Here is a 14,730-nt window from a genome sequence, read left to right on the forward strand (position 1 = left end):
GGACAATATCTATGTCGACACGAACAACCGACACGGCAGAGGTGCCCGCCGCCTCTGCCACGGCCCTTCCATTGGGCGCAACGCAAACCCGCGCGAAACCGGCCAACCATGCATGGCGGCTGGATGATGGCCGCCAAACGCTGGTCCTGACGGCGACGGGCGAAAGGTTGCCCCAAGTCGTGTATTGGGGCCGCAGCCTGCCATCGGGCGAAGACCTGTCCACGTTGCATGCCGCCAATGCCATTGACGTCACAGGCGGGATGCTGGACGAAAATCCCGATCTGTCGCTGTGCCCAGAAGCATCACGTACGTTCCCCGGCCAACCCGGCCTGATCGTGCGGATGAAAGACGGCACACCGCTGCTTCCGAAATTCTGTTTTGACAGTTACGAAAACGGCAAAGACCTGACGATCCGGTATCGCGACGAAGACAACGGTTTGACGCTGACGTTCGAATTTATAACCGACCCTGATACCTTCATGATTGTCGCCAAGACGGTGCTGAATGCAGACGCGCCTGTGCACCTGCATTGGCTGGCCGCGCCCGTGATGCCCGCTCCGCAGCTTAGTGATGAGATGATTGATTTTTCCGGGCGCTGGTGCCGTGAATTTGAAACCAACCGCACCGCGTGGTCCCCCGGTATCCGCTATCGCGAAAACCGCACGGGCCGCACGGGGCACGAACATTTCCCCGGGTTGATCGTGCCCTGCGTCGGCGCAACCAACACCCGAGGAGAAGCCTACGCATTCCACTACGGCTGGTCCGGCGGGCACCGTATGGTTGCCGAAGAACTGCCAGACGGGCGCCGACAAATTCAATGGGGCCACGCCGCGCGCATGGAAACCCAAGCCGCGACAGAATTTGCAACCGCACCGTTGTACCTGACCTATTCCGACCAGGGTGTGAACGGGTGCGCGGTGTCGTTCCAACGCCATGTGCGTGACCGGATCGTCACGTGGCCCAAGGCTGATCGCCCGCGCCCCGTGCACTACAACTGCTGGGAAGCGGTGTATTTCGATCATAAGCTCGACGTGTTGTGTGACATTGCAGATCGTGCCGCAAACCTTGGGGCGGAACGTTTCGTGCTGGATGACGGCTGGTTTGGGAACCGCGATGATGACACACGCGCGTTGTCTGACTGGGAAGTGGACCCGCGCAAATATCCTGATGGCCTCACGCCGCTGATTGAACATGTGCATAGCTTGGATATGACGTTCGGGATCTGGTTCGAACCTGAAATGATCAACGAAGACAGCGACATCCACCGCGCCCACCCGGATTGGGCCTTGGGTAGCGAAGACCAGACGCTTGGCCGTCAGCAAAAAGCGCTGAACATGGCACTGCCAGAGGTCCGTGATTTTCTGTATGATCGCATGTCAGCCGTGCTGCGCGACCACGCCATCGACTACATCAAATGGGACCACAACCGCGTCCTGCCGATGCCTGATGCGGCCCAAACGCGCGGGTCTTATGCACTGATTGACCGCCTGCGCGCGGACTTCCCGCACGTTGAAATCGAAAGCTGCGCATCAGGTGGTGGGCGCATTGATTTCGGAATTCTCAAACGCACGCAGCGCGTCTGGCTGAGCGATTCAAACGACGCACTTGAACGCCTGAACATCCAGCACAACGCCGCGCTGTTCCTGCCGCTGTCTATCACGGGATCACATGTTGGCCCGCGCCGCTGCCACACGTCGGGCCGCACTTTAGATATTTCGTTTCGCGCATGGGTCGCGGCACAGCGCCACATGGGGTTCGAAATGGACCCGCGAGAGTTGGACGACTACGAAGTCCGCGTCCTGAGCGAAGTCACAAGCTGGTGGAAACACAACCGCACATGGATGGAAGACGCCGACATCTTGCGCCTTGATTCACCCGACCCTGCCGTTTTGGCCGAGCAACAAATGCCGCAAGACGCGTCGCGCTTTGTTGTGTTTGCTGGCAAAGGCGCGACATCGGCGCAGATTTCCCCACGTCCGCTGCGGCTCACGGGTTTGGACCCTGACGCAATGTACGAGGTCGCCTTGGTCAATCGCGGCACCGCACCGGCACTTTCGCGCGGCACGCCTGCGCTGAAAGATGGGCCGCTGACATTGTCGGGCGCATACCTTATGCATCATGGCGTAACCCTGCCATGGTCCTTCCCTGAAACCATGTGGGTCTTGGAAGGACACCGCCTATGACGCCGAACTGGATCGCCGCAGACTGGGGCACATCGAATGCCCGCTTTTGGGCAATCGGCGGCGATGGGACGGTTTTGGGCGAACGCACGTCAGACAAAGGCATGGGCACGTTGGACCCTTCTGAATTTGAAGGCGTCTTGGTGGATGTCTGCGCCGACTGGCTGGAAACTGCGAACACGGTTGTGGCCTGTGGTATGGTCGGATCACGCCAAGGCTGGGTCGAAGCGCCTTATCAAACGGCCCCTTGCTCTGTCTGCCCTGCGACGATGGTGACTGCCCCCGTGACGCGCGTTGGCCTCACGGTTCATGTTATCCCGGGCATTCGCCAGATGAACCCGGCGGATGTCATGCGCGGCGAAGAAACCCAAATCGCGGGTTTTCTGGCGCAAAACCCCGGCTGGGACGGTGTGATTTGCCTACCCGGAACGCACACGAAATGGGTGCATGTCAGCGCCGATGAAGTCGTCAGTTTTCAAACCTGCATGACAGGTGAAATGTTCGCGCTTTTGACGCAGCATTCCGTCCTGCGCCATTCAATTGCCAAAGGGGGGTGGGACGACGCCGAATTTGCAGATGCGATGTCACACACCCTATCGCGGCCAGAAGCGCTCGCCGGTCGCTTGTTTTCTTTGCGCGCCGCGCAATTGGTCAACGACACGGACACGGTCATTTTACGCGCGCGCCTGTCAGGGTTGTTGATCGGTGCGGAACTTGCCGCCGCTAAACCCTATTGGTTGGGTCGCGAAATCGCATTGATCGGCGCGGATGCCGTGTCGATGCCCTACGTTGCAGGCCTTAAAATGCAAGGCGTGCCCGTTCTTCGCGGCGATGCCAAAGACATGACCCTCGCTGGCATCAAAGCCGCCCACGCACTGTTGGAGACCGCATAAATGACCCGTAATATCATCGCCATCCTGCGCGGCATCACCCCGTCCGAGGCCGTTGCGGCCGTCGACGTTCTGATCGACGCGGGTATCACAAACATCGAAGTACCGCTGAATTCCCCTGATCCGTTCGGCAGCATCAAAGCCATGGTTGATGCGTTCGGGGATCAAGCATTGATCGGCGCGGGCACTGTTTTGTCCGTAGAAGACGTGAACCGCGTAGATCAAGCGGGCGGCAAATTGATCGTGTCGCCGAACGTCGATCCGCGCGTGATCGTGGCGACCAAAACCGCAGGTTTGCAAAGCTGGCCAGGTGTTATGACGCCAACAGAATGCTTTACCGCCCTCAAAAACGGCGCGGACGGTTTGAAAATTTTTCCCGGCTCATTGCTTGGCCCTGACGGCCTGAAAGCGATCCGCGCGGTGCTGCCGCAAGGCACGCAGGTTTATGCTGTTGGCGGTGCCGGCCCAGATAATTTCGCGGATTGGTTCGCCGCCTCTGCGGATGGGTTTGGTATTGGATCGGCCTTGTACAAACCGGGCATGAGCACGGCGGACATTGCAGCCCGGGCCAAGGATATCGTCGCCGCCTATGACGGCGCGAAATGATCTACGACGACACCAAATGTAAACTGGGCGAAGGACCACTGTGGCATCCCGCGCGCGGAGAGCTGTTCTGGTTCGATATCCTCAAGAAACGTCTGCACATTAAGGGCCGCCATTGGCAGTTTTCCCGCCACGTCAGCGCGGCAGGCTGGATTGATGACGATCACCTTTTGATGGCCGACAGCATCGGATTGCATGTTCTTGATCTTGCAACCGGCACCACCGACCAAGTCGCACAGATTGAGGCGGACAACACGATAACCCGGTCCAACGATGGTCGTGCCGACCCGTGGGGCGGGTTCTGGATCGGGACGATGGGCATCAACGCCGAAGCCAAAGCAGGCGCAATCTATCGTTACTACCGCGGCGAAGTGCGCCAATTGTTTGACGGCATCACAATCCCCAACGCGATCTGTTTTGCACCCGACGGATCGCACGCCTTTTTCTGCGACACCAAGATCGGCAAGATCATGCGACAAGACCTGTCGGATAAGGACGGCTGGCCTGTGGGCGATCCGACGGTCTGGATCGACTTTGGTGATACCGCGTGGGGGGCAGATGGTGCGGTTGTAGATGCGGCTGGCAATCTGTGGAATGCGCAGTGGGGCGCGAACCGCGTTGCCTGTTACGCACCCGATGCCACATTGACCCAAACGATCGCATTTCCTGGCGTGCAAACGTCCTGTCCCGCCTTTGGTGGGCCGGATCTGACGACTTTGTTTTGCACCTCAGCGGCGGATGGACTGATTGGTGATGACGACGGCAAGACGTTTGCAACGCCAGTCGATGCAATCGGACAAGCAGAACATCAAGTGATCCTGTAATCACGGCACGAAACGACACCTAATCATGAGGCAGCGATGAAACGCACACTCGGCGTCTGTTATTACCCCGAACATTGGCCCGAAGATGTCTGGGCCGATGACGCACAGCGTATGGTTGACGCTGGCCTGTCTTGGGTCCGCATCGGTGAATTTGCCTGGTCGCGGATGGAACCCGCCCCCGATCAGTTTGAATGGGACTGGCTGGATCGCGCGATTGAGGTTCTGGGCAACGCAGGGCTCAAAATCATTCTGGGAACACCAACGGCGACACCACCGCGTTGGATGCTCGATAAGCACCCCGATATGCTTGCCGTGGATGAACAAGGGCGGCCGCGCGGGTTCGGGTCACGCCGCCATTATTGTTTTTCCCATCGTGGATACCGCGATGAAAGCAAACGCATCACACGGCTGATGGCGCAGCGCTATGAATCAAATAAACACATTCAAGCGTGGCAAACAGATAATGAGTATGCGTGTCACGACACAACGCGCAGCTATTCATATGCGGCCACGGAAGGTTTTCAAAACTGGCTGGCCCAAAAATACCAATCCCCCGCCGCACTGAACCGTGCGTGGGGCAATGTGTTCTGGTCGATGGAATATGATGACTTTGCCGATATTGATTTGCCCAACCTGACGGTCACAGAACCCAACCATCCGCACGTGTTGGATTTCTATCGATATTCATCCGACATGGTTGTGGACTTCAACCGCGAACAAGTGACAGAAATCCGCGCGCACACAGATGCGCCGATCATTCATAACTACATGGGGCGGGAAACGTCATTTGATCACTTCAAGGTCGGGGCTGACCTCGATATCGCGTCATGGGACAGCTATCCCATCGGGTTTTTGTCAGACCGTCTTGAGGGATCGCAAGACCACAAACGCCGATTTTTACGTCAGGGGGAGCCTGACAATCAGGCGTTCCATCATGATCTGTACCGCGCCGTAGGCCGTGGACGTTGGTGGATCATGGAGCAGCAGCCCGGCCCCGTAAACTGGGCCCCCTACAATCCCGCCCCCCTACCGGGAATGGCCCGTCTTTGGGCTTGGGAAGCGTTCGCACATGGCGCCGAAACAGTCTGCTATTTCCGCTGGCGTCAGGCGCCATTTGCCCAAGAACAGATGCATGCCGGATTGCTGCGCCCCGACAGCGCGGACGCCCCTGCACTGGCCGAGGCATTGCAAGTGTCGCGTGAAATCAACGATTTGCCGGATGTGGGGACCGCGAAAGCAGATGTCGCACTTGTCTTTGACTATGAATCCGCATGGGCGTGGGAAGCCCAGCCGCAAGGTGCCGATTTTGACCAGTTCCGGCTGGCGTTTGCCGCCTATCGGGCCTGTCGCCGTGCTGGTTTGAACGTCGATATTGTAGCACCCGATACGGATGACCTAAGCGGTTATAAATTCACACTCGCCCCAGGATTGATGCACTTGTCTGATCCGTTGCGGGCCGCCCTAACGGATGCCACCGCCTTGATCGGGCCGCGCACGGACACCAAATCAGAACATCTTTCGATCCCGACACCGATGGGGCCGAATGTTGACGGGCTGGATGCGACTGTCGTGCTAACTGAAAGCCTGCCACCTGATGTCGGTGTGCCGCTGGAAAATGGTGGGCAGTTTTTACATTGGCGCGAAGTTCTGGAAGGCGACGCGCCCGTGCGGCTGAAAACCACGGACGGGCACGCTGCCATCATGGGCGACAAACTGCGGTATTTGGCTGGTTGGCCGGATGATGCGACGTGGGATTTGATCCTGCGCGATCTATGCAATGAGGTCGGGCTGACACATCACAATCTGCCGGATGGATTGCGCATCCGCGACACACAAACCCATCGGTTTGTGTTCAACTATGCGCCTGAGCCGCTGATCTGGAACGGGGTCGAAATTCCGGGAGCCGGAGTGCACTGGGCCGCGCTGTGACCCCCTTTGGCGTCACGTCAAACGGCACTGCCGTTGAGGCAATCACGATGTCGGGTCACGGTCTGTCTGTCACCGTTTTGACCTATGGTGCGATTGTGCAAGACGTGCGTTTGGACGGCGTCGCGCATGGCCTCACGGTGGGGTCTGATCTGTTGACAGACTACGAAAACGAAATGCGGTATTTTGGCTGCGTCGTGGGCCCCGTTGCCAATAGATTGCAGAATGCTGAGGCAACGATTGATGGCAAACCCCACAGGTTTGAGGCCAATTTGAACGGGCGGCATACGTTGCACAGTGGCACAACTGGCGCACAATCGCAGGTGTGGTTTATTGATGAAATTACCGAAAACGGGCTTGCTTTGTCTCTTATCTTGCCAAATGGTCACGGCGGCTTCCCCGGAAACCGCAGGATTGAAGCGTTGTATGAAATAATAAGCGGGCCAACGCTTCGGTTGACCCTGACAACCACAACGGACGCGCCAAGCATCGCAAACGCCACCAATCACAGCTACTGGAACCTTGACGGATCAAACGACATTTCAGGCCACAGCATCGCGATCACCGCCAACAGTTATTTGCCCACCGATGATATCGATGCATTGGTGACGGGTGAGATCAGGGATGTGACGGGCACGCCCTATGATCTGCGCGAAATGACGCCGCTGACACCCGCAAAGCCCCCGTTGGATCACACGTTTTGCGTGGCCCGTAATCGGGGTGCTTTGATGGAATACCTTAAACTAACTAGCGCGTCGGGCGTTGCCATGTCCGTCGCCACGACCGAGGCAGGCGTTCATATTTATGACGCCCGTGACGCGGGCTACTGCGGTGTCGCCATTGAGGCACAAGGCTGGCCGGACGCACCGAACAAATCGGGTTTTCCAAGCATCGAAATCGCACCTGACAAACCCGCCGTTCAGATCACCGAATGGCGGTTTTCAAAAGGTTAGGGTTTGCCCCAACCGCCCCCGCCCGGTGTTTCAAGAACGAACTGGCCACCTGCGGGCAAATCAATTTCATCATTGCCCTGCAAATCGCGCCGCGTCCCATCCGGCAGCACAGCCCAGTTGCGCCCGACGGCACCGTTTTCGCCGCCCGCCACGCCAAACGGGGCAACAACACGGTGGGAACACAGCGTCGTCACTGTGACAGGTTCAAGAAACGTCATGGCCCGCCGTGCGCCATGGCCGCCCCGCTGCGCGCCTGCCCCGCCCGACCCTGCGCGGACCTCAAACCGATCCAGCCGCACAGGAAAGCGTTTTTCAAGGATTTCGGGATCGGTCATGCGCGTGTTCGTCATGTGGCTTTGGACAGCGTCGCAGCCATCAAAATCAGGGCCAGCACCAGTACCCCCAGCGATGGTTTCGTAGTTCTGGAATGTCTCATTACCCCAGACAAAATTGTTCATCGTGGCTTGTGACCCTGCGATGACGCCAAGCGCGCCGAACAATGCATTGCACGCTGCTTGCGACACCTCGGTGTTGCCCGCAATCACCGCAGCCGGATAGCCGGGGTTGAGCATGGACCCATCCGGCGCAATGATCGTCAACGGCTTAAGACACCCTTCGTTCAGGGGAATGGATGACCCGACGAGCGTGCGAAAAACATACAAAACAACCGCACGGCATACCGCAAAAGGTGCGTTGTAATTGCCCGTATGCTGCGCACTGGTGCCCGTAAAATCAACGGTCGCCGTGCGGGTGGATTTGTCAACAGATACAGTAACTTCGATCGTTTGACCGATATCCATGGGGTAGATAAATGCCCCGTCTGATAGCCGATCAATGACGCGGCGCACGCTTTCGGTCGCGTTGTCCTGAACATGCCTCATATAGGCGGTGACAACGGGTTCACCGTAGCTGTCACAAATGCGTTTGAGTTCGGCCATGCCTGTGGCGTTGGCTGCGACTTGTGCTTTCAGGTCGGCGATGTTTTGGTCGATATTGCGGCACGGATACCGCCCTGACGCGAGCGTTGCGCGGGCCGCATCCTCAAGAAACTGACCGCCGGTGACAAGCTGAACATTGTCGATCAACACGCCTTCTTCATCGATATGTTGGCTGTCTGGCGGGGCGGACCCCGGGGTGCGCCCGCCAATGTCTGCGTGATGCCCGCGCGAGCCGAGCCAGAACCGTGGTTTGCCGCCAATAAACACCGGCGTCACAACCGTCACGTCGGGCAGATGGGTGCCCCCGTTATAAGGCGAGTTGAGCATGAAGGCATCACCGTCAGTCACGTCCGGCCAGCCCCGCATCACTGTTTTGATGCTGTCGGACATCGAACCCAGATGGACAGGCACATGGGGCGCGTTGGCCACCAGATCGCCCGCCGCGTCAAAGATCGCGCAGGAAAAATCGAACCGTTCCTTGATGTTCACGGATTGGGACGTGTTCGCCAATGTCGCGCCCATCTGATCGGCGACGGACATGAACAAATTAGACATCACTTCGAGCAGAACAGGATCGGCGTCTTTGGATGCCGCGATGTTGCGGCTGGTCGCTGTGGACGTCAGGATCAGATTGCCGAGGGGATCGACTTCTGCATCCCACCCATCTTCGATCACGTTCGTGCCCGTTGGTTCAAGGATAATCGCGGGGCCGCTGATTTTGTCACCCACGCCCATCATCGTGCGGTCATAAAAGGGGCGATCATGCACCGCGGTGGGTTTCGGGTTTTGCGCAGGGATAACCGGCAATTGAGGAAGCGCGCCACCCTCGTCGATGGCCTCAACGCTCAGCATATCAAACAGGATTTCGGTTTCTGGGCTGGTAAAGCCAAACCGCGCGAGGTGGGTCGCCTCAAATTCCGATTGCATGGCGCCCGACGTGTCAAACGCGACCTTCAGAACCTGTTGAGTGCCGTTGTAGCGCAGATGTGCCCAGCGTTCGATCGTCACGTCACGCGCGCCCTGTGACAGGATGGAATCGCGCGCGTCAGAGGCCATTGTGTTTAACTGGTCCTGTGCGTGTTTTTCATCAGTCAGTGGCGCGTCAAATTGCACTTCGCGCATGTCGCGCAGTTCGGCCAGCCCCATGCCAAAGGCCGACAACACACCCGCGAACGGATGAATCAGCACCCGCGACATGCCCAGCGCATCTGCCACCAGACAGGCATGTTGCCCGCCCGCCCCGCCAAAGCACTGCAACGTGTATTCGGTCACGTCATGGCCGCGCTGAACGCTGATTCTCTTGATCGCGTTGGCCATGTTATCGACGGCAATTGCAAGAAACCCGTGCGCGATGTCGTCTACGGTACGGGGTGCATCACCCGCTGCAACCGCCACCTGCTGCGCGAGGGTTTCAAATTTCGCGCGCACTGTCGCGACGTCCAAGGGTTGGTCGCCGTTGGGGCCAAACACATGGGGGAAATGATCAGGGTGCAGCTTTCCCAGCACCACATTGCAATCGGTCACTGTCAGCGGGCCGCCACGGCGATAGCACGCCGGACCAGGGTTTGCGCCCGCGCTTTCGGGTCCAACCTGAAAACGTCCGTCTGCAAAGCGGCAGATCGATCCACCGCCCGCAGCAACGGTGTGAATATCCATCATCGGTGCGCGCATCCGCACGCCCGCGACTTCGGTTTCAAAGGACCGTTCATAATCGCCCGCATAGTGGCTGACGTCTGTGGATGTGCCACCCATGTCAAACCCGATCAGGCGGTCATGGCCCGCGGCTTGGGCCGTTTTGACCATGCCGACGATGCCACCCGCTGGCCCAGAAAGGATCGCATCGCGCCCCTGAAACCGTGCAGCATCGGTCAAGCCACCGCTTGATTGCATGAACAGCAATCGTTCGCACACACGACCCACATCAAGCGCACCCGCGACCTGATCAACATAGCGGCGCAGAATCGGCGACAGATAGGCATCGACAACGGTCGTATCCCCGCGCCCAACCAGTTTAGCGAGGCGCGACACCTCGTGACTGGTGGAAATTTGGGTGAACCCTACGTCGCGTGCGATTGCGGCCACGCGGGCTTCGTGATCTGGATTAAGATATGCATGCATGAACGCAATCGCGACAGCGCGCAGCCCCGCATCAAACCCAGCCTGCAACGACACGCGCACCGCGACCTCATCCAAGGCGCACAATACGTTGCCATCCGCATCAAGACGCTCAGACACCTCTGCCACATCCGCATAGAGCAATTCAGGCCGCACGATTTCCAATGCAAACAGATCAGGCCGCGTCTGGTAGCCGATTTTCAACAGATCGCGAAATCCTTCGGTGATCAGCAAAAGCACATCTTCGCCTTTGCGTTCCAGCAGCGCGTTGGTGGCAACTGTCGTGCCCATTTTCACGGCAGCGATTGATCCAGCTTCGGGATTCTCAGTGCCCATCAAGTCGCGCACCCCTTGCACGGCAGCATCTGCATAGTTCTCGGGGTTTTCGGACAGCAGTTTATGGGTTTTCACATCACCGTCCGGCGCGCGCGCCACAATGTCCGTGAACGTGCCGCCGCGATCAACCCAAAACTCCCATTGTTTTGCCGACATAACGCGCCCTTTTTGCAAGTCAGAGGACTTGATCAAGCGAAAGGGCGAAGAACAACCCCTGATCGGGTCAGAATCGGTTTGACAGGAGGGGCGGCTGCTACTATCCCGCCCGCTGTGCATGGCGTTATAGCTCAGTTGGTTAGAGCGAACGACTCATAATCGTTAGGTCCCTGGTTCAAATCCAGGTAACGCCACCACGCACCCCCTTTTAACGACTCCCTTTGACATCACGCCCAAGTTGCATCAGCTTCCTCTTGGGGGAAACGTTATGGCTTTGTTGCAGGATTTCGCGGCGATTGTTGGGGCTGAAAACGCCCTGACAGGGGATGACGTAGCCCCTTGGTCAAAGGATTGGACCGGCAAGTACTGCGCGCAGCCCGGTGTGGTTCTGCGTCCCGCGTCTACGCACGAAGTGTCGCGGATTATGGCGCTGGCAAATGCGGAACGGCAATCCATTACACCTGTGTCCGGTCATACAGGATTGGTGGGTGGCACGTATGCGCCCGGCGGCGTCATGCTGTCACTGGACCGGATGAACACGATCCATGATATTAACGCACAAGGACGTACGGCAGTCGTTGATGCAGGCGTCGTGTTGTCATCGCTACACGGGGCAGCAGATGCCGAAGACCTTATTTTTCCGTTAACGTTCGGGGCCAAAGGATCGGCCATGATCGGTGGCGTGATGTCGACCAATGCAGGCGGATCGAACGTGCTGCGATACGGCAATACCCGCGATCTGGTGCTGGGGCTTGAGGCCGTGTTGGCAGATGGGCGTGTCGTTGATCTGATGTCGTCGCTGCGCAAAGACAATTCAGGCCTGAACCTGCGCCAACTGCTGATCGGGTCCGAAGGGACGCTGGGTGTGATCACCAAAGCCGTTTTGAAATTGCACCCCAAGCCACGCGCCTATGCCACTGCGATGGTTGCGGTTGCCACACTCTATGATGCATTGGAGCTGTTGAACCGCGTCCAGGACGCAACGGGTGGATCGGTTGAGGCGTTCGAATATATGCCCCGCCACTACATCGACGTGCACATGGCACGGGTCAGCGGCGCGCGTGAACCGTTTGACGCCCCCCATGACATCAACATTCTGGTTGAGGTCGCGACCACGACCCAAACCGACATCACCGATACCTTACAGCAAATCATGGCCAATATGATGGAACAGGGCGCGATCCTTGATGCGGTCGTCGCCCAGAACGAGGCCCAACGCGGTGCCATGTGGGAACGACGCGAAGCCGCCGCAGAGCTCACGTTTTGGCGCCAACCGATTGTCGATACAGACGTCGCGGTGCCGCTGGATAAGGTCCCCGAGTTTCTGGACCGGGCAAGCGCCCGCATCGCCGAAGCCGACAGCGGAGCAGAGCCATTTTATATCGCCCATCTGGGCGACGGAAACATCCACTATGGCGTCTATCCGTCCCGCGATGATGACGCGCTGAAAGATCGCATTGTGGAACTGATCGAAGACACCGTCCAAGACCTCGGCGGCAGTTTTTCCGCAGAACACGGGGTGGGCCTGTCAAAGCTGAACACAATGCGGCGGCGCAAGGATCCGGTTGCGTTGGACATGATGCGCAAAATCAAAACCGTGCTGGACCCGAACGGAATTTTGAACCCCGGAAAGCTGATCCCGGACTGATCTGGAAGACAACCAATCTGCCCCGCAGTCGCAATGCAGCGAGCGGCAGTTATGAGCCCAATGTGTCAGACGCTGCGTGCAGCAGGAATGTCCGTCATCACGCGAAGAGCCCAAAAAATTCAACAACTGCTGAGGTTTCGAGCGGTGGGCTCTCTCGCTTGACCAGCCGAGCCTCACAGGGGGGCGAGGCTGACGCCGACATTATGTGTCGCTGACTTTGATAGCCTAATTTCCAAACGACCTGATTTGCGAACATCGATTTTCGGCCAAATGTTTGCCGATGTTTGCCAAAGACGCACTAGAGAGAGTCATGCAATTGCCTTTCTGGCTTAAAGGTATGTAACGAATGACAAATCATACACATTCAAAGGATAAAAAACGATGTTCAATAAATCTTTAATGTCTGCTGTGTTTGCGGTCATCGCTGCCCCAGTAATCGCAGGTAATACGGCAGAACCTGCGCCAACCCCTACTATACTTCCTCCCATGGTTACCCCAGCATCAACAGCTACAGATTGGTCAGGCTTTTATGTTGGTGCTCAATTTGGGCAAGGAGAAGTATCTGCTAGCGACGCAGATGGAAGTGTTGATTTTGACACCCTTGGTTTGCATGCTGGGTATAATTACGATCTAGGTAGTTATGTCATTGGCGGTGAAATCTCTTTTGATGACATTTCAGCTGACGGTGGTGGGGAGGGCGACACCACGCACCTTGAGCTCCGTGGTGGATATGACTTCGGTCGTGTAATGGCTTATGGTGTTATCGGTGTAGTGACAGTCGATGATGCTGGGGATCGAGAAAACGGCTCTACATTAGGTCTCGGTGTTAACTATTTGGTGACGGACCATGTTGTTCTAGGTGCTGAGTATCTGCGCGATACATATGATTTCGATGGTGCAGACGTCGATCTGGACACCCTGTCTTTGCGGACTTCTTATAAGTTCTAAATTACGGTGCTAAATGAGAATATAAACGCCCCGCGCCAAGTAGGCAGTGGGGCGTTTTATTAAAAGTGAAAACATACCAAAAACCACCGTTTTTGGAACACCACGCAAGGTCCGCTATGCGGACGGAGCCGACCTTGGCTGTAGAAGGCTGAAGGTCTGCTTCGTCCCACAAACCGGACTTTACCTTTACCCCGCAGCAACCGCTTCGAAGAAATCAGGCCCCGCTTGGCCGAGTAATTCTTCTGCCAATGATTGACCCAAGGCCGCGCCATCACCCACAGGGCCGCGACGTTCGCCTGTAAACACCTGTGACCCGTCTGGTTTCAGGATTTCACCGCGCAGCCAAATCTGATCACCTTCGATAATCGAAAGGCCCCCGATGGGCGTTTCGCACGACCCGTCGAGCGCCGCCAAAAACGTGCGTTCTGCGGCCAAACGGTGACCAGTCTCATCGTGGTGGATCGCGGCCAGCATGTGTTTGGCACGGTCATCATCCGCGCGCCGTTCGATCCCGATTGTCCCTTGGGCAATCGCGGGCAGCATGTCTTCGGCAGCAATCGCGGTTTTTGGCACATCCGTCATATCCATCCGGTTCAGCCCTGCCATCGCGAGGAACGTCGCATCCGCGACCCCATCAGCAAGCTTTTTCAGGCGGGTCTGCACATTTCCACGAAATTCAACGACCTTAAGATCAGGGCGCTTCACCTTTAGCTGCGCACGGCGGCGCAAGGACGACGTGCCAACAACCGCCCCTTCAGGCAAATCGGCCAGCCCTTTGTATTTAATAGACACAAACGCATCGCGTTCATCTTCGCGGGGCAGGAACACGTCCAGCACCAATCCTTCGGGCTGCTCAACCGGCATGTCTTTGGTCGAATGCACGGCAATGTCGATCGTGCCCGCAATCATCGCTTCTTCGATCTCTTTGGTGAACAGGCCCTTATTGCCAATCGTCTTAAGCGCAATATCAGCATCAATCAGCGTGCGATCATCGCCTGTTGTCTTGATCACTTGGATTTCAAATGCCTCTTCGGGCAACGAAAAGGCCGCCATCAAACGCGCACGGGTCTCATAGGCCTGCGCCAGCGCAAGCGGCGATCCACGGGTTCCGATTTTCAGGGTGCGGGCGGGTGTGGGCAATTCAAAAGTCATGAATCAATGTTTAGACCTGTCAACTAAACCTTACAACTCTATTGACACTCGCGGGCGCAAA

Annotated in this window: 10 protein-coding genes and 1 tRNA gene; 9 read left to right on the top strand and 2 right to left on the bottom strand. The window is 57.4% G+C overall.

From position 1 onward, the window contains the following. Positions 1-11: 11 nt before the first annotated feature. From L0664_RS08405 to L0664_RS08430, 6 genes are read left to right on the top strand one after another with little or no spacing between them, the layout of a single operon-like run. Positions 12-2,183 carry an alpha-galactosidase gene (locus tag L0664_RS08405; protein ID WP_235225206.1) on the top strand — a complete coding sequence of 724 codons (2,172 nt, stop codon included), beginning with the start codon at positions 12-14 and terminating at the stop codon, positions 2,181-2,183. Further along, positions 2,180-3,073: a 2-dehydro-3-deoxygalactonokinase gene (locus L0664_RS08410; protein WP_235225207.1), complete on the top strand. Its 894-nt coding sequence runs from the start codon at positions 2,180-2,182 to the stop codon at positions 3,071-3,073. Before L0664_RS08405 ends, L0664_RS08410 begins: the two co-directional genes overlap by 4 nt. Next, positions 3,074-3,676, top strand: coding sequence for a 2-dehydro-3-deoxy-6-phosphogalactonate aldolase (locus L0664_RS08415; RefSeq protein WP_235225208.1), 603 nt, complete (start codon positions 3,074-3,076; stop codon positions 3,674-3,676). Continuing rightward, complete coding sequence (locus tag L0664_RS08420; RefSeq protein ID WP_235225209.1) at positions 3,673-4,497, top strand: SMP-30/gluconolactonase/LRE family protein; 825 nt, start codon at positions 3,673-3,675, stop codon at positions 4,495-4,497. The genes L0664_RS08415 and L0664_RS08420 overlap by 4 nt, the downstream gene beginning before the upstream one ends. Before the next feature lie 36 nt (positions 4,498-4,533). After that, positions 4,534-6,426 (top strand): beta-galactosidase, encoded by a 1,893-nt coding sequence (locus L0664_RS08425; RefSeq protein ID WP_235225210.1) that lies wholly within the window; start codon positions 4,534-4,536, stop codon positions 6,424-6,426. Next, positions 6,423-7,376, top strand: coding sequence for an aldose epimerase family protein (locus tag L0664_RS08430; protein WP_235225211.1), 954 nt, complete (start codon positions 6,423-6,425; stop codon positions 7,374-7,376). The genes L0664_RS08425 and L0664_RS08430 overlap by 4 nt, the downstream gene beginning before the upstream one ends. On the opposite strand, the gene L0664_RS08435 is transcribed toward L0664_RS08430, so the two are convergent. Then, positions 7,373-10,921 carry a hydantoinase B/oxoprolinase family protein gene (locus tag L0664_RS08435; RefSeq protein ID WP_235225212.1) on the bottom strand — a complete coding sequence of 1,183 codons (3,549 nt, stop codon included), beginning with the start codon at positions 10,919-10,921 and terminating at the stop codon, positions 7,373-7,375. The genes L0664_RS08430 and L0664_RS08435 overlap by 4 nt on opposite strands. Before the next feature lie 120 nt (positions 10,922-11,041). On the opposite strand from L0664_RS08435, the gene L0664_RS08440 reads away from it, so the two are divergent. The 3 genes from L0664_RS08440 to L0664_RS08450 all read left to right on the top strand — a co-directional run bounded on the left by L0664_RS08440 (position 11,042) and on the right by L0664_RS08450 (position 13,517). Next, a tRNA-Met gene (locus L0664_RS08440) sits at positions 11,042-11,118 on the top strand. Between the two features lie 71 nt (positions 11,119-11,189). Next, positions 11,190-12,569: an FAD-binding oxidoreductase gene (locus tag L0664_RS08445; protein ID WP_235225213.1), complete on the top strand. Its 1,380-nt coding sequence runs from the start codon at positions 11,190-11,192 to the stop codon at positions 12,567-12,569. Positions 12,570-12,950: 381 nt separating this feature from the next. Further along, on the top strand, positions 12,951-13,517 hold the full coding sequence (locus tag L0664_RS08450) for an outer membrane protein (protein WP_235225214.1): 567 nt from the start codon (positions 12,951-12,953) through the stop codon (positions 13,515-13,517). 186 nt (positions 13,518-13,703) lie between these two features. On the opposite strand, the gene hemC is transcribed toward L0664_RS08450, so the two are convergent. Beyond that, a complete protein-coding gene (gene hemC, locus L0664_RS08455; RefSeq protein ID WP_235225215.1) occupies positions 13,704-14,669 on the bottom strand; it encodes a hydroxymethylbilane synthase in 966 nt (321 codons plus the stop codon). Positions 14,670-14,730 lie beyond the last annotated feature (61 nt).

Origin of the sequence: Octadecabacter dasysiphoniae (assembly GCF_021532615.1) — a bacterium.
Classification (GTDB): Bacteria; Pseudomonadota; Alphaproteobacteria; order Rhodobacterales; family Rhodobacteraceae; genus Octadecabacter; species Octadecabacter dasysiphoniae.